This is a genomic window from Limnobacter sp. UBA3528 (assembly GCF_002377005.1).
In the GTDB taxonomy this organism is placed as follows: Bacteria; Pseudomonadota; Gammaproteobacteria; order Burkholderiales; family Burkholderiaceae_B; genus Limnobacter.
Window position 1 is genome coordinate 14275 of the sequence record NZ_DFOZ01000020.1, and the last position, 20815, is coordinate 35089.

18 protein-coding genes are annotated in these 20815 nt (G+C 53.1%); 16 read left to right on the plus strand and 2 right to left on the minus strand.

Annotation, left to right across the window (positions count from 1 at the left end; translation table 11 throughout):
- Nucleotides 1–37 precede the first annotated feature (37 nt).
- The 11 genes from mraY to lpxC all read left to right on the plus strand — a co-directional run bounded on the left by mraY (nucleotide 38) and on the right by lpxC (nucleotide 12429).
- Nucleotides 38–1192 carry a phospho-N-acetylmuramoyl-pentapeptide-transferase gene (gene mraY, locus B4N58_RS05880; RefSeq protein ID WP_291746989.1) on the plus strand — a complete coding sequence of 385 codons (1155 nt, stop codon included), beginning with the start codon at nucleotides 38–40 and terminating at the stop codon, nucleotides 1190–1192.
- A 27-nt stretch (nucleotides 1193–1219) separates the two neighbouring features.
- Complete coding sequence (gene murD / locus B4N58_RS05885) at nucleotides 1220–2707, plus strand: UDP-N-acetylmuramoyl-L-alanine--D-glutamate ligase (protein ID WP_291746913.1); 1488 nt, start codon at nucleotides 1220–1222, stop codon at nucleotides 2705–2707.
- A 29-nt stretch (nucleotides 2708–2736) separates the two neighbouring features.
- Nucleotides 2737–3957: a putative lipid II flippase FtsW gene (gene ftsW / locus B4N58_RS05890; RefSeq protein WP_373567527.1), complete on the plus strand. Its 1221-nt coding sequence runs from the start codon at nucleotides 2737–2739 to the stop codon at nucleotides 3955–3957.
- Nucleotides 3954–5027 (plus strand): undecaprenyldiphospho-muramoylpentapeptide beta-N-acetylglucosaminyltransferase, encoded by a 1074-nt coding sequence (gene murG / locus B4N58_RS05895; protein WP_291746916.1) that lies wholly within the window; start codon nucleotides 3954–3956, stop codon nucleotides 5025–5027. Before ftsW ends, murG begins: the two co-directional genes overlap by 4 nt.
- Complete coding sequence (gene murC, locus B4N58_RS05900) at nucleotides 5024–6424, plus strand: UDP-N-acetylmuramate--L-alanine ligase (protein ID WP_291746918.1); 1401 nt, start codon at nucleotides 5024–5026, stop codon at nucleotides 6422–6424. Before murG ends, murC begins: the two co-directional genes overlap by 4 nt.
- Nucleotides 6421–7392, plus strand: a complete 972-nt coding sequence (locus B4N58_RS05905) for a D-alanine--D-alanine ligase (protein ID WP_008250408.1) — start codon at nucleotides 6421–6423, stop codon at nucleotides 7390–7392. The genes murC and B4N58_RS05905 overlap by 4 nt, the downstream gene beginning before the upstream one ends.
- Complete coding sequence (locus B4N58_RS05910) at nucleotides 7393–8172, plus strand: cell division protein FtsQ/DivIB (protein ID WP_291746924.1); 780 nt, start codon at nucleotides 7393–7395, stop codon at nucleotides 8170–8172. It begins immediately after the preceding gene.
- Between the two features lie 25 nt (nucleotides 8173–8197).
- The gene (gene ftsA, locus B4N58_RS05915) at nucleotides 8198–9430 is read left to right on the plus strand and encodes a cell division protein FtsA (RefSeq protein WP_138519404.1); all 1233 of its coding nucleotides are present in this window, start codon (nucleotides 8198–8200) and stop codon (nucleotides 9428–9430) included.
- A 63-nt stretch (nucleotides 9431–9493) separates the two neighbouring features.
- The gene (gene ftsZ / locus B4N58_RS05920; protein ID WP_008250414.1) at nucleotides 9494–10663 is read left to right on the plus strand and encodes a cell division protein FtsZ; all 1170 of its coding nucleotides are present in this window, start codon (nucleotides 9494–9496) and stop codon (nucleotides 10661–10663) included.
- A gap of 195 nt (nucleotides 10664–10858) precedes the next feature.
- Nucleotides 10859–11362 (plus strand): peroxiredoxin, encoded by a 504-nt coding sequence (locus B4N58_RS05925; protein WP_291746933.1) that lies wholly within the window; start codon nucleotides 10859–10861, stop codon nucleotides 11360–11362.
- 146 nt (nucleotides 11363–11508) lie between these two features.
- A complete protein-coding gene (gene lpxC, locus B4N58_RS05930) occupies nucleotides 11509–12429 on the plus strand; it encodes a UDP-3-O-acyl-N-acetylglucosamine deacetylase (protein WP_008250418.1) in 921 nt (306 codons plus the stop codon).
- Between the two features lie 65 nt (nucleotides 12430–12494).
- Here the strand turns inward: lpxC and B4N58_RS05935 are convergent, their stop codons facing one another.
- Nucleotides 12495–12686, minus strand: a complete 192-nt coding sequence (locus tag B4N58_RS05935) for a hypothetical protein (protein WP_291746937.1) — start codon at nucleotides 12684–12686, stop codon at nucleotides 12495–12497.
- A 329-nt stretch (nucleotides 12687–13015) separates the two neighbouring features.
- Here B4N58_RS05935 and B4N58_RS05940 point away from each other — a divergent pair, with 329 nt between their 5' ends.
- The 5 genes from B4N58_RS05940 (at nucleotide 13016) to B4N58_RS05960 (ending at nucleotide 19985) form a co-directional block, all read left to right on the plus strand.
- On the plus strand, nucleotides 13016–13993 hold the full coding sequence (locus B4N58_RS05940; RefSeq protein ID WP_083797154.1) for a M23 family metallopeptidase: 978 nt from the start codon (nucleotides 13016–13018) through the stop codon (nucleotides 13991–13993).
- Nucleotides 13994–14093: 100 nt separating this feature from the next.
- Nucleotides 14094–16856 carry a preprotein translocase subunit SecA gene (gene secA, locus B4N58_RS05945; RefSeq protein WP_008250427.1) on the plus strand — a complete coding sequence of 921 codons (2763 nt, stop codon included), beginning with the start codon at nucleotides 14094–14096 and terminating at the stop codon, nucleotides 16854–16856.
- A 49-nt stretch (nucleotides 16857–16905) separates the two neighbouring features.
- Entirely contained in the window at nucleotides 16906–18135 is a 1230-nt protein-coding gene (gene argJ, locus B4N58_RS05950; RefSeq protein ID WP_291746946.1) for a bifunctional glutamate N-acetyltransferase/amino-acid acetyltransferase ArgJ, read from the plus strand.
- 12 nt (nucleotides 18136–18147) lie between these two features.
- The gene (locus B4N58_RS05955) at nucleotides 18148–19014 is read left to right on the plus strand and encodes an ATP-binding protein (RefSeq protein ID WP_008250429.1); all 867 of its coding nucleotides are present in this window, start codon (nucleotides 18148–18150) and stop codon (nucleotides 19012–19014) included.
- A gap of 5 nt (nucleotides 19015–19019) precedes the next feature.
- Nucleotides 19020–19985, plus strand: a complete 966-nt coding sequence (locus B4N58_RS05960) for a Nudix family hydrolase (protein ID WP_291746950.1) — start codon at nucleotides 19020–19022, stop codon at nucleotides 19983–19985.
- Nucleotides 19986–19990: 5 nt separating this feature from the next.
- Here B4N58_RS05960 and zapD read toward each other — a convergent pair whose 3' ends face one another.
- Nucleotides 19991–20752: a cell division protein ZapD gene (zapD, locus tag B4N58_RS05965; protein ID WP_040513092.1), complete on the minus strand. Its 762-nt coding sequence runs from the start codon at nucleotides 20750–20752 to the stop codon at nucleotides 19991–19993.
- Nucleotides 20753–20815: the final 63 nt, after the last annotated feature.

Sequence of the window (20815 nt, forward strand, 5' to 3'; positions counted from 1 at the left end):
CAAGCGCTGGTTCAACATCATTCAGGGGAGGCTAACCATGCTTCTTGAGCTTACCCAATGGCTTGCGCAAGACATTCGCGCGTTTGGTGTTTTCAATTATTTGACGTTACGTGCGGTGCTGGCTTGTGCCACGGCACTACTGGTTGGGCTGGTGGCTGGGCCCATGGTGATTCGCAAATTGACGCAATACAAAATTGGTCAGTCTGTGCGCGACGATGGTCCTCAAACTCATTTGGCCAAAGCAGGCACACCCACGATGGGCGGTGCGCTTGTCTTAATTGGCATTGGCATTTCAACTTTGTTGTGGGCAGATCTGTCCAACCGCTTTGTATGGGTTGTGATGCTTGTGACATTCGGTTTTGGCTGGATCGGCTGGGTTGATGATTATCGCAAAGTGGTATATCGCAACCCCAAGGGTTTGCCTGCGAAATGGAAATACTTTTGGCAAAGCGTGGTGGGGTTGATCGGTGCGTTCTATCTGGCTTTTGCCGTTTCTGCACAAAGCGGACAGGAAGTGCTGGATATTTTTGTGGCCTGGGTTGAAAGCGGTTTTTCAATGCACCTGCCCAACAATGCAGACCTGATCGTGCCCTTTTTCAAGTCGATCAGCTACCCCTTGGGTGTTTGGGGTTTTATCGCTCTGACTTACTTTGTGATCGTGGGCACCAGTAATGCGGTGAACTTGACCGATGGCCTGGATGGCTTGGCGATTATGCCCACAGTGATGGTGGCATCCGCCTTGGCGATTTTTGCCTACGTGGCCGGCAATGCGGTGTACTCCAAATATTTGCTGCTGCCATACATTCCGGGTGCAGGTGAGCTGGCTGTTTTCCTCGCAGCTATTGCTGGCGCAGGTTTGGCCTTCCTCTGGTTCAACGCTTACCCGGCGCAAGTATTTATGGGCGACGTAGGTGCACTCGCTCTGGGAGGTGCGCTGGGAACGGTTGCTGTGATTGTTCGACAGGAAGTGGTGCTGTTCATCATGGGCGGCGTGTTTGTTGCTGAAACACTCTCGGTCATGATTCAAGTGCTCTATTTCAAGTACAGCGGTGGCAAGCGGGTGTTCCGAATGGCGCCGCTGCACCACCACTACGAACTGAGCGGTTGGAAAGAAACCCAGGTGGTAGTTCGCTTCTGGATCATCACGATGATTCTGGTGTTGATTGGTTTGTCCACCCTGAAACTGCGTTGAAATGACGTTCAAATTGAGTTGAAACGAATGAATTTGCTTCTTGATCAATCGGTTTTACAAGTTGGGCTCGGTGAGTCTGGCTTGGCTTGCGCGCGCTGGGCGCTTGCGCAGGGCGCCCGATTGACCGTGATTGACACACGTGAAATGCCACCAGGATTACAGGAGTTGCAATCCATTCAGTCCGATGTGCGCTTGTTCAATTCAGTCAGTGATTTGAACTGGGATTTTAACCGCGTGGTGGTCTCACCTGGTTTGCCGCCCTCTCACCCGCTGATGGTAGCAGTGCTTGCACAGGCTGCCGCGCATGGCACCCCGGTAGATTCAGAACTTGATCTGTTTGCTGATGCGCTCGACGCTTTGCAGCAAGAAAGGAATTATCAACCGCAAGTGGTGGGTGTTACTGGAACCAACGGAAAAACCACCACAACTCGGATGGTGGAATGTCTTGCGCAATTTGCCGGGAAGAAAGCTGTGGCTGCAGGCAATATCAGCCCGGCTGCTTTAGATGCTTTGCGTGAGCAATTGGAAGTGGGCGATTTACCTGATATTTGGGTACTTGAGCTATCGAGTTTCCAGTTGCATTGGACCAAGCGTTTGAAATTTGATGCATCGACGGTGCTCAATATTACGCAAGATCATCTGGACTGGCACCCTGATATGCAGGAGTACGCCCAGGACAAATTCCGAATCTTTTCGGAAAATGGTGTGTGTGTGATCAACCGGGATGACGCATTGGTGCTCGATGCCAATTTGCCAGCTGGAACAAGGGTGTCCACCTTTGGCACAAGTGCGCCTGCTCAAGTCGATGATTTCGGCCTGATTCGAGAAGGTGGCATGCTGTGGTTGGCTCAGTTGGTGGGTGATCAGGAGAAATCGCAGGAAACACCAATTTCTACTCGCCGCAGAAAGCAGGAAGAAGTAGAGCCACGGCAAAAGCTGCTAATGCCAATCGAGGCTTTGCAAGTGGTTGGTTTGCACAACGCAAGCAATGCACTGGCGGCCTTGGCGTTGTGCCAGGGCCTGGGCTTGCCAATGGCCAAGTTGTTACACGGTTTGCGCAGCTACCAAGGCGAACCGCACCGCGTTCAGCATGTCGTCCAAATCGACGGAGTCGACTATTTCGATGACAGCAAAGGTACCAATGTGGGAGCCACTGTGGCCGCGTTGAACGGATTGGCCAAACCCACTGTGTTGATTGCTGGCGGTGATGGCAAAGGGCAGGACTTCTCTCCCTTGGTGCAACCTGTGTCGAATTACTGCAAGCATGTGGTGTTGATTGGGAAGGACGCGGACAACATGATGAGCGCCCTTGCTCTAGCGCAGGTGCCTTGTGAAAAAGCAGCAACTTTGGAACAGGCTGTGCAAGTGGCAGCCAGCAAAGCTCGGGAAGGAGACTGTGTGTTGTTGAGCCCGGCGTGCGCAAGCCTGGACATGTTCAGGAATTATGTGCACCGCGCTGAGGTTTTTGTGGATGCCGTTCGAGCCATTGCGGCGGACAGGGGGCAGCCATGCTGAGCAAGTGGGGCAAGAAAGATCAAAGCAACATGCAGTTCAAAAGCCTGATTCCCGCCACTGCCGCGGGTGGTGGTTTGTCCTCCTCCATGTACAAAGTTAACCGTGGGCCTGCGGTGTCTCAGGCCATTGACCAAGGCCTGATTTGGGCCGTACTGGCGCTGCTGTTCCTTGGGCTTGTGATGGTGTATTCGGCCACAGTAGCCTTACCCGATTCCAACAAGTACGCCAACTATCAAACCACACACTTTCTGGTTCGGCATGCGGTGTCCATTGCCGTGGCATTTGTAGCAGCCTTCTGTGTTTTCCAGATTCCAATGAAAACCTGGCAAGAGTTGGCGCCCTTGGTGTTTTTGTGTTGTATCGCTTTGCTGGTGTTGGTGTTGATTCCCGGTATTGGCAAAGAGGTGAATGGTGCTCGCAGATGGCTATCACTGTATGTGTTGAATATTCAACCGTCTGAATTGATGAAGGTGTGCGCGATCATTTATGCAGCCGACTACACCGTGCGCAAGCAAGCCTACATGCAGCGTTTTGGGAAGGTTTTGTTTCCCATGTTCATGGCTATGTTTTTGGTAGGCATGCTGCTTTTGCTTGAGCCTGACATGGGCGCATTCATCGTGATTGTCACAGTGGTGTTCGGAATCCTGTTTTTGGGTGGCATCAATGGCCGGGTATTTTTTGGTGTGTTGTTTGCGCTCAGCGCAGCATTTGCGTTGTTGATTGCATTCAGTGATTACCGTCGGGCTCGTTTGCTGGCGTACCTGGATCCATGGGAGGGCGACAATGCCCTGAACAAGGCCTACCAGCTATCGCATTCCTTGATCGCATTTGGCCGGGGTGAAGTACTGGGCGTAGGTTTGGGTGGCAGCGTTGAAAAGTTGCATTACCTGCCTGAGGCCCACACCGACTTCTTGCTTGCAGTGATTGGCGAAGAGCTGGGCTTTGTGGGTGTGACGGTTGTTATTTTGCTGTTCATGTACATCGTTAAACGATGCTTTGCAGTGGGTGCCCAAGCCATTGCACTGGAGCGCACATTCTCCGGTTTGGTGGCCAAAGGGGTGGGTATCTGGATCGCGGTTCAGTGCTTCATCAACATGGGTGTGAATTTGGGGGTTCTGCCTACAAAAGGCTTGACCTTGCCCTTGATGAGTTATGGAGGCTCCGCAATCCTCGTGACCTGCGCAGCCCTTGCCTTAGTGCTCCGGATTGATCATGAAAACCGAACCATGATGCGGGGAGGTGCTGCATGAGCAAAGCCCAGCGATTGGCATTGATTGTAGCGGGTGGTACAGGTGGCCATATTTTTCCGGGTTTGAGCGTTGCCTCTGAATTGAAAGCCCGTGGTTGGCAAGTTCAATGGGCGGGAAACCCACAGGCCATGGAAGGTCGTTTGGTGCCAGCAAACGGCGTTGAAATGAACACCTTGGTGTTCTCGGGTTTTCGTGGAAAAGGTATCTTGCAGCAGGTTTTCATGCCATTGAAATTGCTGCGTGCATTCTGGACTTCTGTTCAGATCCTTCGTCGCACCCGGCCCGCAGTGGTATTGGGTATGGGAGGGTATGTGGCTTTCCCGCTGGGTATGATGGCCAGTTTGCTGAATATTCCTTTGGTGGTCCATGAGCAAAACTCGGTTGCAGGCCTGACGAACAAAGTGTTGGCCAAGTTGGCAGATCGCAACCTGGTTGCTTTTCCGTACGCTTTGCCAAATTCCAATTGGGTTGGTAACCCTGTGCGCGAAATGATCTATAGCCAGCCCGAGCCCCGCGCGCGTTTTCAAGGGCGCAGTGGTCCGTTGAAATTGTTGGTGCTGGGTGGAAGTTTGGGCGCACAAGCCTTGAATGAGGTGGTACCCAAAGCCTTGGCGATGTTGCCTGCTGATTGCAGACCCGAGGTTGTGCACCAGGCGGGAGAGAAAAACTTGCCAGCTTTGCGCGATAACTACGAGAAAGCGGGTGTCAGTGCTCAGCAGCTGGCATTTATTGATGATGTTGCGGCGGCCATGGCCACGGCTGATCTGGTCATTTGCCGGGCTGGGGCAATGACCGTCGCTGAAGTTGCAGCCATTGGGGTTGCGGCATTGTTTGTGCCTTTTCCCCATGCTGTTGATGATCACCAAACCCATAACGCAGGTTTTCTGGTGAAAGAGAATGCCGCGTGGCTGCGCCAGCAACATGAATTGGATGCCGCGTGGCTGGCCAACTGGTTGCAACAAACCAGCCGGGACACATGCCTTGCACAAGCAGAGCGTGCAAGGGCCTTGGCCAAACCACAAGCCACGCAGGAAGTGGCGAATTACATTGAACAGGTTGCGAAGGTATGAAACACAAAGTCAAACATGTGCACTTTGTCGGTATTGGTGGTTCCGGGATGAGCGGAATCGCCGAGGTATTGATTAACCTGGGTTACAAGGTGAGCGGATCGGACTTGTCTGACTCTGCGGTAACCCAGCGACTGGCCAAATTGGGTGCCACCGTGTTTACGGGGCACGAACGGTCGAACATTGCCGGTGCAGATGCGGTGGTGACATCGACCGCGGTTGGCGGCAGCAACCCCGAGGTGTTGGCTGCGCGTGCAGCACGTGTGCCAGTGGTGCCCCGTGCTGTCATGTTGGCTGAACTGATGCGCTTGAAGCAAGGCATCGCTGTGGCCGGTACGCACGGCAAGACCACCACCACCAGTTTGGTGGCTAGCATTTTGGCTGAAGGCAAGCTAGACCCCACATTCGTGATTGGTGGTCGTCTGAATTCCGCAGGTGCCAATGCCAAACTTGGCACTGGCGAATTCATGGTCGTTGAGGCGGATGAATCGGATGCCTCTTTTTTGAACCTGATGCCGGTCATTGCAGTGATCACCAACATTGACGCGGATCACATGGAAACCTATGGACATGACTTCGCACGCTTGAAGCAAGCCTTTGTCGAGTTCACGCAGCGCCTGCCATTCTACGGCGTGGCCGCAGTGTGTGTGGACGATCCTTGCGTACGCGAGATCATGCCTTTTGTTTCGAAAACAATCGTGACTTACGGTTTGTCTGAACAAGCGCAAATTCGCGCGGTGAATGTTCAGGCTTGCCAGGGGCAAATGAAATTCACGGTGTTGCGTGAAGACGAAGCACCGCTGGACATTACCTTGAATTTGCCAGGCGACCACAACGTACGCAATTCACTTGCGGCAATCGCGGTGGCCACGGAAATCGGTGTTTCTGATGAAGCGATTGTTGCTGCGCTTGAAAAATTCAATGGTGTTGGTCGCCGTTTCCAGCATTACGGCGAGGTGACCGCCAAAGAGGGAGGACACTTTCTGGTGGTCGATGATTATGGACATCACCCCGTTGAAATGGCCGCTACACTTGCGGCCGCGCGGGGTGCCTACCCGGACAAGCGATTGGTGCTTGCCTTTCAGCCCCACCGCTATACACGCACACGCGACTGTTTTGAAGACTTCGTCAAGGTACTGGGTACACCAGACCTGGTGATTTTGTCAGAAGTGTATTCCGCCGGAGAAGCGCCGATTGTCGCCGCCGACGGCCGATCACTGGCGCGCGCTGTGCGCGTGGCTGGGCGCACTGAACCCGTATTTGTAGAAGACATGAATGAGATGGAAAATACGATTTTAAACATTGCCCGCGATGGTGATTTGGTCATCACGATGGGTGCAGGCTCAATTGGTGCCTTGCCTGGTCGATTGGTGGCCAGTGCTCAAGGAGGAAAACCATGAGCACACGTGTTGATGCAAAAAGCCTGGGCAAAGTGGTGGTGCTTTTCGGTGGTCGTTCCGCTGAACGGGAAGTGTCATTGAAATCGGGCAGCATGGTGTTGGCCGCCCTGAAACGCAACGGTGTGGATGCGCATGGATTCGATCCGGCTGAGCGCAGCATGGTCGAGCTGGCACAGGGCGAGTTTGACCGCGCAGTGATTTCTCTGCACGGACGCTTCGGCGAAGACGGCACGATTCAAGGTGTTCTGGAGTGGCTGAACATTCCCTACACTGGAAGTGGTGTGACTGCATCGGCCTTGGCCATGGACAAAATACTGACCAAGGCAGCGTGGATCAGCCAGGGCTTGGCCACGCCCGATTATGTTCGCCTTGAGCCTGGTTTCAACGTGAGTGAAGTGGTACAGCGCTTGGGTTTGCCCTTGATCGTGAAACCCGCTCAGGAAGGCTCAACCCTGGGTTTGACCAAAGTAAAAACAGTGGATCAATTGCAGGCCGCATTTGATTTGGCCTACAAATATGACCCCAATGTACTGGCAGAAAAATTTGTCAGCGGACAAGAGTTGACCGTGCCGGTCATGGGTGAAGGCGCTGGTGCGCACGCTTTGCCTGTGATCCGCATTCAGGCGCCCGATGGCAACTACGACTACCACAACAAATACATCGGCAATGAAACCAAGTACTTCTGTCCAAGCGGTTTGAATAGTGACTTTGAAGCCGAGGTACAAGCGCTTTGCGTCAAGGCCTACCAAGTCTTGGGTTGCGCTGGGTGGGGGCGCGCCGACGTGTTGGTCGACGAAAGCGGCAAGCCCTGGTTGCTGGAAATGAACACATCGCCCGGCATGACTGACCATTCTTTGGTGCCCATGAGCGCACGCGCAAGCGGTGTTGAGTACGACGACCTGGTGCTGCAGATCGCAGCCAGCGCACGCCTAAAAGCATCCGGTTTGAATGTGGGAGGCGCGCGCTAAATGCTGGGAGCAATCTGGAACGACGACAAACTCATGAGCATTATTGCAGGGCTGTTTTCAGCGCTGGCATTGGTGCTCTTGGGCTATGCGTGTATTCAGTGGTTGATTCAGCGCCCGGTGTTTGAACTGAAGCGCGTGGAATTGGTCGGCGATGTAGAGCGTGTGAACTTGATTGGTTTTAAGGCCAATGTGCTGCCGAAAATCGAGGGCACTTTTTTCTCGGCCAATTTGCAGAAAGTACGGGAACAGGTGGAAGCCCAACCTTGGGTGCGAAAGGCGGTTGTGCAGCGTACCTGGCCTAGTGGCTTACGTATCCAGATTCAGGGGCATACACCTTTGGCCTTGTGGGGTGAAACGCGATTGGTCAACACGTACGGAGAAGTCTTCTCTGCCAATTTGGCTGAAGTCGCAGAAGACCAGCAGTTGGCTGTATTGAACGGGCCTGCGGGCAGTGAATTGCTTGTCTCGAAAATGTACGTGTCAAGCATCGAAAAACTGAAAACTTTGGGCATGTGGCCCTCGCGAGTGGAGTTGTCGGATCGCTATGCCTGGTCGATTGAGACTGACACTGGCATCACGATTGAGTTGGGACGCGCACAAGAGAATTTCAGCATTGAACAGAAAATGGATCGACTGCTGGCGGTTTATCCAAAAATTACAAGCCAGGTGATGGCGGCAGTGGAAAGAATTGACCTGCGCTATCCAAGGGGTGTGGCAGTAAAGGGCGAGCGTTTGGCGGTGTTAAAACCTGCTGCCGCTTCAAGCATGAAATTGAACTGAATATGAAAAATTGAAACTGGGCACCATGAACAAAGAGCCGAAAGATTTGATAGTTGGGCTGGACATTGGCACTGCGAAAGTTGTGGCCATGGTTGCGGAGTTGCTGCCTGATGGCCGCTTCGAAGTCATAGGCGTGGCGCAACACGAATCGCGGGGATTGAAAAAAGGCGTAGTGGTCAATATCGAGTCCACAGTGCATTCCATTCAGCAGGCCCTTGAAGAGGCCGAGTTGATGGCCGATTGCAAAATCAAAACCGTGCTCACCGGCATTGCGGGCAGCCACATTCGCAGCTTCAATTCCTCGGGCATGGTGGCCATTAAAGAACGTGAAGTCACACAGGCCGATGTCGCCCGCGTGATCGAAACCGCCAAGGCTGTGAACATTCCAACTGACCAGCAAATTTTGCATGTGTTGCCACAAGAATTCATCGTGGACGGGCAGGAAGATGTGCGTGAACCGTTGGGTATGAGCGGTGTTCGTTTGGAAACCCGTGTGCACATTGTGACCGGCGCAGTTTCGGCTGCACAGAACATCGTGAAGTGTGTGCGCCGTTGCGGTTTGGAAGTACAGGACCTGATGCTTCAGCCACTGGCCTCCAGCATGGCTGTGTTGACTGAAGATGAAAAAGAACTGGGTGTGGTGCTGATCGATATTGGCGGTGGCACCACCGATATCGCCGTGTTCACTGGCGGTGCAATTCGTCACACTGCGGTGATTCCAATTGCTGGCGATCAAATTACCAACGACATTGCAATGGCCCTGCGCACGCCAACGCCAGATGCAGAGGAAATCAAAATTCGTCACGGCGTGGCCAAACAAGTACTGGCCGATCCACACGCAAAAATCGACGTGCCCGGCATTGGCGAGCGCGACCCGAGAACTTTGTCCAAACAAGCCTTGGCCGCTGTCATCGAACCACGCCTTGAAGAGTTGTTCTTAATGGTGCAGCAAGTGTTGCGTGAATCGGGTTACGAAGAGTTGTTGTCCTCCGGTGTTGTGTTGACCGGTGGCACCAGCTTGATGCCTGGTATTGCAGAACTGGGTGAAGACATTTTCATGAAACCTGTACGAATCGGCGTGCCCGATTACGCTGGCGGTTTGGCGGACATGGTTCGCACCCCGCGCTTTGCAACAGCCATGGGTTTGCTACACGAAGCACGCGCACAGCATTTGCGTGGTCGCCGCGTGGCTTCGCAGGGTGGTGGCTTGAAGCAAACCGTACAAAAAATGAAAGAGTGGTTTTTGGGTAATTTTTAATTTTAGTTTTTATTCAAGTTTTTTTCGGCGATGTTAATTTTTGCTAGATAGGAGGCAAACACCATGTCATTTGAAATTCTCGAGACAGAAACCCAAGGGACTGTCATTAAAGTTGTAGGTGTAGGCGGCGCAGGCGGTAACGCGGTGGCCCACATGATTGCGCAAGGCGTTCAAAACGTCGAATTCATTTGCGCCAACACGGATGCACAGGCGCTGGCAAAAACCAAAGCCAATGTACTTATTCAGCTGGGCAAAACCGGTCTGGGTGCGGGTGCAAAACCCGAGGCAGGTCGCCAAGCGGCTGAAGAAGACCGTGACCGTATTCGCGATGCATTGCGTGGGGCACACATGGTGTTCATCACAGCCGGCATGGGCGGTGGTACAGGTACAGGCGCTGCACCGGTGGTTGCTGAAGTGGCCCAAGAGTTGGGTATTCTGACCGTGGCCGTAGTGACAAAGCCTTTCGAATTTGAAGGGACCAAACGCTGCAAGGCTGCAGAAGAAGGTCTGGAGAAATTGTCCAGCAAAGTGAACTCACTGATTATCGTGTTGAACGAGAAGCTGCTGGAAGTGGTTGGCGACGATGCAACCCAGGAAGATTGTTTCATTGCTGCCGACGATGTGTTGCACAACGCATGCGCTGGCATCGCAGAAATCATCAACGTGGAAGGCAACGTAAACGTCGACTTCGAAGACGTGAAAACAATCATGTCTGAAGTAGGCAAAGCCATGATGGGTACGGCAACTGCCAACGGTCCTGACCGTGCACGCGAAGCGGCCGAGCAAGCTATCGCTTCTCCTTTGCTGGAAGGTGTTGATTTGTCGGGTGCACGTGGTGTGTTGGTGAACATCACTTCAAGCAAGAGCCTGAAGCTGAAGGAAACCAAAGAAGTGATGAACATCATCCGTGCCTACGCGGCTGAAGACGCAACCGTGATTTTCGGTACAGCTTACGATGAAACCATGGGCGATGACCTGCGAGTCACTGTAGTTGCCACTGGATTGGGTCGTAAAGCAGCCAAGCCCACTTTGGTGCAGGCCGAGCAGTACCAGCCCATGGCTCGTACTGGTACGTTCGACGCTGTAAGCGGTCAGCAAGGTGAAACGGATTACGCCATTCCGGCTGTATTCCGCAATCCACGCGACAACGCAGCTTCACGCGTACAGGCTTTGCAAGACAGTGGCATGGATCGGTTTGACATTCCCGCATTTTTGCGACGTCAAGCAGACTGAACGTAGCAGGACTGCGAGTGCCACAATAAAAGCAAGCGATCTGCTTTTCGAGAACATTTTCGAGAAGTGAATGTCCTATCAACACCCTCGGTGGTTCGCGGGTGAAGTTTGCAGTTTTGCCGAAGACTGCAGATCCGCGATCTACCCAGGGTCGCTTGTGTGGTGTATTTTTGAGGTTTTAGGAGAAGTATAAAAATGACAATCAACATCGGTGACAAGTTGCCCAATGCAACCGTGTTCGAGTTTTTTCATGAAGAAACAGAGGGCTGTTCTTTGGGCCCAAACAAATTTGAAGTGGAAAAAGAGTTGGCCGGTAAAACGGTTGCAATCCTGGCCTTGCCCGGCGCGTACACACCTACCTGCTCTGCAAAACACGTTCCGGGTTTTATTGCGAACTATGATGCGTTCAAAGCCAAGGGTGTTGATGAAATTTGGTGTATCTCGGTGAACGATGCATTCGTGATGGGCATGTGGGGCAAGTCTTTGGGTGCGGAAGGCAAAGTACGCATGTTGGCTGACGGTTCAGCAGAATTCACCAAGAAAATTGGCATGGAACTGGACCTGACGGCACGCGGCATGGGTGTTCGGTCGAATCGTTATTCGATGCTGGTGAAAGACGGCGTAGTGACCCAATTGAATGTGGAAGCGCCCGGTGTATTCGAGATCAGCACGGCTGAAAAGCTGTTGTCGCAAATTTAAGAAATAACCGAGAAAACAGGGTAATTCGTGCAATTTTGCGACACTTTTACCCCGTTTTAACCCTAATTGGAGTTTGACCTCCATAAAAAATCTTGGGTTGAACTGACCGGGTGGTTACACTTCGGTGACAATTCAAGGAAAGTTGTGTGAAACAAAGAACCCTAAAACAAGTGTTGAGTGCCACGGGCATCGGCTTGCATTCCGGCAAGCGGGTGACCATGACGCTGCGACCAGCGCCACCCGACACAGGCATTGTGTTCAGGCGAGTCGACCTGCCAGAACCAGTGGATTTCCCTGTGAATGCGCTGGCAATTGGTGACACCCGCATGGCCTCCACACTCGAGAAAGACGGTGCCAAAGTTTCCACGATTGAACACCTGATGTCCGCTTTGTGTGGCCTGGGTGTCGACAACGCCTACATTGATTTGACTGCGGTAGAAGTTCCCATCATGGATGGCAGCGCCATCTCTTTCGTGTTTCTTATTCAGCAGGCCGGCCTGGTTGAACAATCCGCCTTGAAAAAGTTCATTCGGGTGAAGAAGTCGATCGAGGTTCGAGAAGGTGAGGGCGCAAGCCTGAAATACGCCAGTTTGAAGCCCTACGATGGTTTCCGCTTAAAATTCGAAATTGATTTTGGTCATCCCGCGATTGACAAGACCGGGCAAATGGTTGAAATCGACTTCTCCAGCACATCCTTTACCCGGGATATTGCCCGTGCGCGTACCTTTGGTTTCACGCAAGATGTTGAAACCTTGCGTAATCTGGGTTTGGCGCTGGGTGGTAACCTCGACAATGCGATTGTGATGGATGAGTATCGAATCCTGAATTCAGATGGTCTGCGTTACGACGATGAGTTTGTGAAACACAAGGTACTGGACGCGATCGGCGACCTGTACGTGATTGGCCATCCCATTATTGGCGAATACCAGGCTTACCGTTCTGGTCATGGTTTGAACAATCAGCTGATTCGAGCCCTGATTGAAGACCCCTCCTCGTACGAAGTGGTGACCTTTGAAAGTGTCAGGGAAACACCTACCGTATTTAGAGCAGATTGGGCGGTTGCCTAAGCGCCCGATTGTAAAATAATATTAAACACAACAAAATCTTGTGGTTTTCGGATACATTCTAGAAACTACTTGAATTTGTGGTGCTTGTTCAGGGCTTGGGTGGCTTCCTTCACTGGCGAATCCCCCAGCCGGTTTTCAAGGTTCAGCCATGCTTTTCTGGCGGCATCCGAGAAAACAGCCCTTTTTGGGCGACGCTCCAACTGCTTCGATGTCAGCGGATTGGTTTGTATTTGTAGCTGGATTTCGTTTATATTCATGCCCGAACCCTGCAGATGTTGAATCAGGCTGGGTAAGGATTGCCTCAGGCGCGTCAGCGCCGCCGGGGTCGACACGAAAATTTTTAGTTTGTCTTTTTTGATTGGTCCAACACTAAAGGTCACACCGCGAAGCGATGGCCATGTGTGAATAATCTTTTCAAGTCGACGCGATTGCGCCGCTTGAGTGATTAAAGAGCTGGTTTGTGGTTCCTGCATCAGGCTTGCCAAGGGAGATAATGCGGAATGCTTTGGTTTCACCGGGGTGTTCTCACTAAAACCCGTTAAAAACGGGTGAATTCGGTTCGCTACGCGGATTGAGGAGGTTATACATGCAGTTAATTCTTATGCGGGGTCCTTTTTCTCGCACCAGTGTACTCAGTATAAAGACCAGCCACGTTGCATTGTTGCTTGTTTTGCTGGTTATGTTGGCGGGGTCTTTCATGGCAGCCGGCCTGTATCTGGCCGCGCGCTACGGTGAACAAATCCCGGTCGTTCAAGACATTGTCTATTCCCAACAATTGGCAAAGCATCATGACGTGGCTGAAACCGGAAGCCCGCTGGACGCCATGGCTATTCGTTTGGCTGAAATGCGGGCTCAACTTGCCCGCCTGGATGCAGTGAGCGTGCGATTGTTAAAATCCAACGGGCTGGATACCAAAGTCACTCTAACGGAGCAACTGGGTCAGGGTGGTTTGCAGCAAAAAGATGAAAAGTCATTGAACTACAGGGAAGTCAAAACCGCCATTTCGGACGTGGCAAACCAGATTGAGCGACAGGCGGATGTCTTCAGTATCATCGACACCGACCTTCAAAGCGCCCGAGTCAAGTTTCTCAGTGTTCCCAACGAATCCCCCCTCACAGACACCATTGCAGTCAGCAACTTCGGTAACCGGATCGACCCGTTCACAGGCCGTCGGTCTGTTCATGAAGGGATCGATTTTATTGCACCCACCGGTACGCCTATTTTGGCTGCGGCAGCCGGTGTAGTGGTGGAGGCCAAGTGGCACCCAGGCTACGGCAATATGGTCGAAATTGAGCACAACAACAAAACCACCACACGCTACGCCCATGCGTCCAGGCTGCTGGTCAAACCCGGCGACATCGTACGGCTGGGTCAAAAAATTGCCTTGGTGGGCAGCACTGGCCGCTCTACGGGTCCTCACTTGCATTTTGAGGTGCGTGTAGATGGCGTGCCACAAAACCCCAACAAGTTCTTGGAAAAGAACGGTCTTCCCCGCCCCGGCCCTTCAACAGTGGCCGCCTTGAACGGCTTATTCTCGGAAAGCGCTCCTGTCCCGCTGGACTAGGCTTCGCGTGCTAAACTTCTAGGCTGTTTTTGGAATCGACCGGACCCAAAACCCGGTCGATTGACTTTCAGGCCCCTCAAGGGTCGAACCAGCCGACATTATGATCACAGACACTCTGAAAAAGCTTTTTGGCAGCCGCAATGAACGGTTGCTAAAGACCTACCGTAAAACCGTCAACCAAATCAATGCGCTCGAACCCACCATTCAGGCCCTGAGCGACGATGCCTTGCGTGCAAAAACTGCTGAATTCAAAGAGCGCCTGTCCAAAGGCGACACGTTGGACAGTTTGCTGCCCGAGGCCTTTGCCGTGGTTCGCGAGGCCAGCGTGCGGGTGTTCGGCATGCGGCACTTCGATGTGCAGTTGATCGGTGGCATGGCCCTGCATCAGGGCAAAATTTCAGAAATGCGCACGGGTGAAGGTAAAACACTGGTGGCTACTCTGCCAGCCTACCTGAATGCATTGGAAGGAAAAGGCGTTCATGTGATTACCGTGAACGACTATTTGGCTTCTCGCGATGCTGCCTGGATGGGCAAGCTTTACAGCTTCCTCGGCCTGACAGTGGGTTGTAACCTGTCCCGCATGCCACATGACCAGAAGCAAGCTGCTTATGCGTCTGACATCACTTACGGCACCAACAACGAATTCGGTTTTGATTACCTGCGCGACAACATGGTGTACAGCGTGGGCGAGCGTGTGCAGCGTGGTTTGAATTACGCGATCGTCGACGAAGTGGATTCAATTTTGATCGACGAGGCGCGCACGCCATTGATCATTTCCGGCCAGGCTGACGATCACACCGAGATGTATCGCAAACTGGACAGCTTGCCCAAGCAACTGGTGCGCATGCAAAGCGAGCAAAAGCCTGGCGAGGAAGAGGTGCCGGGCGATTTCTATGTGGATGAGAAAGGTCACCAAATCCAGATGAGCGAGGCCGGCCATGAAAAAGCCGAGCAGATTCTAAGCCAGATGGGTTTGTTGCCCGAAGGCGCCAGCCTGTACGATGCGGCCAACATTTCGCTGATGCACCACGTGATGGCCGCTTTGCGTGCCCACAATCTGTTTCACAAAGACCAGCACTATGTTGTTCAAAACGGTGAAGTGATCATCGTTGACGAATTCACGGGCCGCTTGATGCCGGGTCGTCGCTGGTCAGATGGCCTGCACCAGGCTGTGGAAGCCAAGGAAGGTGCCCGCATTCAGGCCGAGAACCAGACACTGGCCTCCATCACGTTCCAGAATTATTTCCGGATGTACAAGAAGCTGTCGGGCATGACCGGTACTGCGGACACGGAAGCGTTTGAGTTCCAGTCCATTTATGGCCTTGAAACCGTAATCATTCCAACGCACCGCCCAATTACCCGCAAAGATGCGCAAGACAAAATCTACAAAAGTGCGCGCGAGAAATACAACGCCATTCTTGAGGACATCAAGGACTGCTATGAGCGCGGTCAGCCTGTACTGGTGGGTACCACCTCGATTGAGAACTCTGAGCTGATCGCCAGTTTCCTGGAGAAGGAAAAGCTGCCGCACAACGTGTTGAATGCCAAGCAGCATGAACGCGAGGCCGAGATTGTGGCCCAAGCCGGGCGCCCCAAGGCCATTACAATTGCGACCAACATGGCAGGCCGGGGAACCGACATTGTGTTGGGTGGCAACTTGGAGCGTGAGCTGGCGGGCATTGAAAACAATGCTGAAATTGACGAAGCCGCCAAGCCAGCGCTGATCGAGAAAGCGCGCGCCGAATGGAAGCTGCGAAACGAGGCCGTGTTGGCCTCGGGTGGTTTGCACATTATTGGTTGTGAGCGCCATGAAAGCCGCCGAATTGACAATCAGCTGCGCGGCCGTGCAGGTCGACAGGGCGATGCGGGCTCATCGCGTTTTTATCTGTCGATGGAAGACCAGTTGCTGCGTATTTTCGCAGGCGACCGTGTTCGCGCGATTATGGAGCGCCTCAAGCTGCCAGAAGGCGAGGCCATTGAAGCAGGCATCGTGTCCCGCTCAATCGAGTCTGCCCAGCGCAAAGTTGAAGGCCGCAACTTCGACATTCGCAAGCAATTGCTGGAATACGATGATGTGTCGAACGAGCAGCGCAAAATCATCTACGCGCAGCGCAATGAAATTCTGGAATCCGCAGAAATTCGTGAAACCATCGGCAACTTGCGTCATGGAGCCCTGGAGGCAGTGTTCCGTGAGTACATCCCTGAAGAGTCTGTTGAAGAACAATGGGATCTCGAAGGCTTGGAAACCGTGCTGCGCAATGAATACCAGCTTGAGGCAACCTTGCGCAAATGGCTGGAAGAGGATGCCAAAAGCTCCGATGAAGACTTCCTGAAACGCATTCTGCAAATGGCCGATGAAATTTACGAAGCCAAAGTTCAATTGGTTGGTGTGGATTCCTTCGCCAAGTTTGAGAAAACACTGCTGTTACAAAGCATTGACACCCACTGGCGTGAACACCTGGCTGCGCTGGACTACCTGCGCCAAGGCATTCACTTGCGTGGCTATGCCCAGAAAAACCCAAAACAGGAATACAAGCGCGAAGCGTTTGAACTGTTTGGTGCCTTGCTGAACCGTGTGCGTGACGAGGTGGCCAAGGTGCTGCTGACCGTGCGTGTTCAAACAGCCGAGCAAGTGCAGCAGGCGGAGCAACAGCTGGAGCAGGAAGCGGCTGCGCATCTGGACAATATGCAGTACCAGCACCCCGATGCCAGTGGTGAAGAAGAGGAACAGGCCTCTGAAGAAGATCGTTCTGCCGCGCCGGCAAACGTTCCCCGCAGGGTGAGTGAAAAAGTGGGCCGTAACGACCCTTGCCCTTGTGGTTCCGGCAAAAAGTACAAGCAATGCCACGGAAAAATTTCCTGAGATTATTGAAATATTTGCGCGAAGCCCGCGTGCCAAGGAGTTGATCGCCATGCCTGTGAATTTGAATGTACCTGCTGCTGATGCACTGTTTCCAGTTGCTGGTTTGGACATGGGTTATGCCATGGCTCAAATTCGCAAACCCAACCGGAAAGATGTGCTGGTGGTGCGTGTGGCTGAAGGCAGTAGCGTGGCAGGTGTATTCACAAAGAACCGGTTTTGCGCCGCGCCCGTTCAGGTATGCCAAGCCCATTTGAAAGCAGGCAAAGGCATTCGAGCCTTGGTGGTGAACACCGGTTGCGCCAACGCGGGCACGGGCGAACGTGGTTTGGCGGATGCACGTGCAACCACGGCCAAGGTGGCCGAGCTGCTGGGTGTGCTACCTGAGCAGATTCTGGTGTTTTCAACCGGCGTTATTCTTGAGAACTTGCCCATGGATCGTCTGTTGTTGGGCATTGACCAGGCGGTTGCAGGTTTGGGCAAAGCCGATTGGCTGGATGCAGCCACTGCAATCATGACCACCGACACATTGCCCAAGGCCAGCAGCCGCAGGCTGAAGGTGGGTTCCGGTGAAATTGCAATCACTGGTGTGTCCAAGGGTGCTGGCATGATTCGCCCCAACATGGCCACAATGCTGGGTTACCTGGCCACCGATGCAGCAATCGCTCAGCCGGTGCTGGAAAAGTGGACGACAGCCATGGCCGATGCGTCGTTCAACCGAATTACGATCGATGGCGACACCTCGACGAATGACAGCTTCGTGGTGATTGCCACTGGCAAAAGCAAGGCAGTCAATATTCAAACCGGAGAAGAGCCCGAAGCAGCAGCAGTATTCGAGGCACTGAAGGCCGAATCGATCAAGCTGGCGCAGGCCATTGTGCGCGACGGCGAAGGGGCCACCAAATTCATTACAGTGAAGGTAGAGCAGGCTGGCAACGAAGAAGAGGCTTTGAAAGTGGCTTATGCCATTGGTCACTCTCCTTTGGTGAAAACTGCTTTCTTTGCATCAGACCCCAACCTGGGCCGCATTTTGGCGGCGGTTGGATACGCCGGCATTGATGATCTGGATCAAACCAAGATTCAGCTGTACCTGGGCGACGTGTACGTGGCTCAAAATGGCGGCCGTCATCCGGATTATCGTGAGGAACAGGGCCAGGCCGTGATGAACGACGCAGAAATTACCGTGCGGGTTCAATTGGGGCGGGGCAGTGCCAGCACCACCGTGTGGACCACCGACTTTTCGCATGACTATGTCACCATCAACGCGGACTACCGCAGTTAACTGCGGAGCGCCATGAGTACCCAGCACAACGACGGCAAGGCCATTCTTGAGCAACTGAGCCGTATCGCCCAAGCCTTGGAGCAGGGGGTGATGAAGGCCCCCACAAACTGGAATGCCTCGACTGCATTCCGGCTGCATCACCGGGCAGGTCAGTTGCGACTTGAGCCAGTCAAAACTGTCGAGTCCCTGGATGCCGCAGTGCTTAAAAACATTGGTCCACAACTCGAAAAAGTGGATCGGAACACCCACCAGTTTGTGAAAGGCCTGCCAGCCAACAATGTGTTGCTGACTGGTGCGCGTGGCACAGGCAAATCGAGTTTGGTGCGTGCCATGTTAAGCCGCTATTCGGCACAAGGCCTGCGCCTGATCGAGGTCGACAAAACAGATTTGTTGTTTTTGCAAGATGTGGTGGATTTGGTCAATGGGCGACCTGAGCGTTTTATTGTGTTTTGTGACGACCTTTCCTTCGAAGAGGGAGAGGCCGGGTACAAGGCGCTGAAAAGCGTGCTCGATGGCTCTATCGCGGGCACCTCTGACAATGTGTTGATTTACGCCACATCGAACCGACGCCATTTGTTGCCGCAAATGATGAAGGACAATCTTCAAACCCAGCACATGGAAAACGGAGAAATCCGTCCAGCTGAAGGCATCGAAGAAAAGGTATCGCTGTCGGATCGATTCGGTGTGTGGGTGTCCTTCCATGCGTTTAATCAAGATGAATATCTGGCTGCGGTGCAAGTGTGGCTGGAGCATTTCAATATGCCTTACACCGATGAGGCTCGCCACATTGCACTTCGGTGGACGATTGAGCGCGGTAGCCGCAGTGGTCGACTGGCTTATCAGTTTGCCAAACACTGGGCAGGCTCGAACGGCTTGTGAACCAAATGGCGAGTTCGCATGTGAAACCCCGAATTGATGTTGCAGTGGCCGTGGTCTTCAACGCCGCTGGGCAAGTACTTTGGGGTTGCCGGCCAGAGGGCAAGCCTTATGCCGGTTATTGGGAGTTTCCTGGCGGTAAAGTAGAGCCAGACGAGACAGTATGGCAAGCCCTTGTGCGTGAGCTGAAAGAAGAACTGGACATCACCGCACTGCAGGGTGGTCCGTGGTTCCGCATTGAACACGATTACGAGCATGCCAATGTGCGCCTGCATTTGTACCGAGTTTGGCATTTTGAAGGTACACCCAAATCGCTGGAGCAACAGCCCTTTACCTGGGCCAGCCTCGACAGTTCCGACCTTTCCCCGATTTTGCCTGCGACTGAACCGCTGTTGCCCAAATTGGCCCAGCCCACGGTGATGGCGTTGAGTAACTATGAAGCCGGGTTCGAAGCCTGTGCCGAACGATTGGAGCGGGGCTTGAACGCGACCAAGCTCCCGGTTTATGTTCAGTTTCGTGAAAAGACCCTGAGCGGCGATGCCTTGATTCAGGCTTTTGAGCACTGTTATGGCTTGTGCCAGAAAACCGGACAGGCGATGTTGTTGAATTCGGATACCTGGGTTAATTTGCGTGAGCACCTGGACGCTTTGCCATGTCCGCTGCATTTGACGCAAGCGCATTTGCTGTCCGGGCAATTTCAGGATTTACAGTGCGCTGGCGCTTCTGTGCATGATGCAGGCAGCCTGCGAATTGCCTTTGATCGTGGCTTGAGTTATGCCGTGTTGGGTGCTGTGAAACAAACTACATCGCATCCGGAACAGTCGGGTTTGGGCTGGGAAAGGTTTCTTGAAATAACGCAAGCTGCGCGATTGCCAGTGTTTGCGATTGGGGGACTGGCCGGCCACGATATTTCTGACGCTCGTTTGCACGGCGCTCATGGCATTGCCATGCTCAGTCAGTTCGGGGTTGCCTGAGCGATTTACAGGTTACAAAGCCTGATCTTGAATTCAATCGGTTCGAGGTAAGGGTTATTTTTGCTAACCCCGTTCGCATTCGGAATGTTGAATCGAATCCACAACATATACTTGTTGGCGCTGAATTCGGGCACCACTTCCAGGTCGCTTGGTAAATCAACTCGCAACAGCTGAAATGTTTTGCCACTCATCTGCTGGGTGTAATTGCCTTGCTCGGCAGTCACTACGCTCATTTCGCCGCTGTGGCGCAAAATTTTCAGCACCAGTTCAATGGCTTTGGCCAGGGGCCGCATAGGCTCAAACCAGGCCTCAATATCGACGCGTCGCGCTTGGGCAGAACGGGACTGCCAGCGGTGGTAACCAGGCAGGTCAAATTCGCAAACGCCGCCTGGAATAGTGCAGCGGCTGCGAATAATCATCAGGAATTCATTGTCTCGCAGATGGTAGCCCAGTCGACCATTGCACTGGTTCAATTGCGTGGCGGTGGAGTCAATGCTGGCCAGTGTTTCCTCGAGCATGTTGCGATCGACGCCTGGGTGTCCTCTGAATTGAACCAGCGATGCGCGCTGCCGGTCCAGCTCCTGGAGCAAATCACTTTTTAAATCAGCACGCGAGCCGACTTCAATGATTTCAAACAGAGTGAGCAGGGCAGTGTGGTGGTCAAGTCGGTGGTCTTGCGACATGAAGAAGCCGAATTTGGCGAATAAATCTTCAAGGCGCAACAGCGTGCGAATTCTCTCGTTGAGTGGAAACTCGTATGTGGTGATTTGAGTGACCGGGTTGGTGGTCTGTTGTTCGTCTGTAACTTGAGTCACCGAGCCATCGCAATT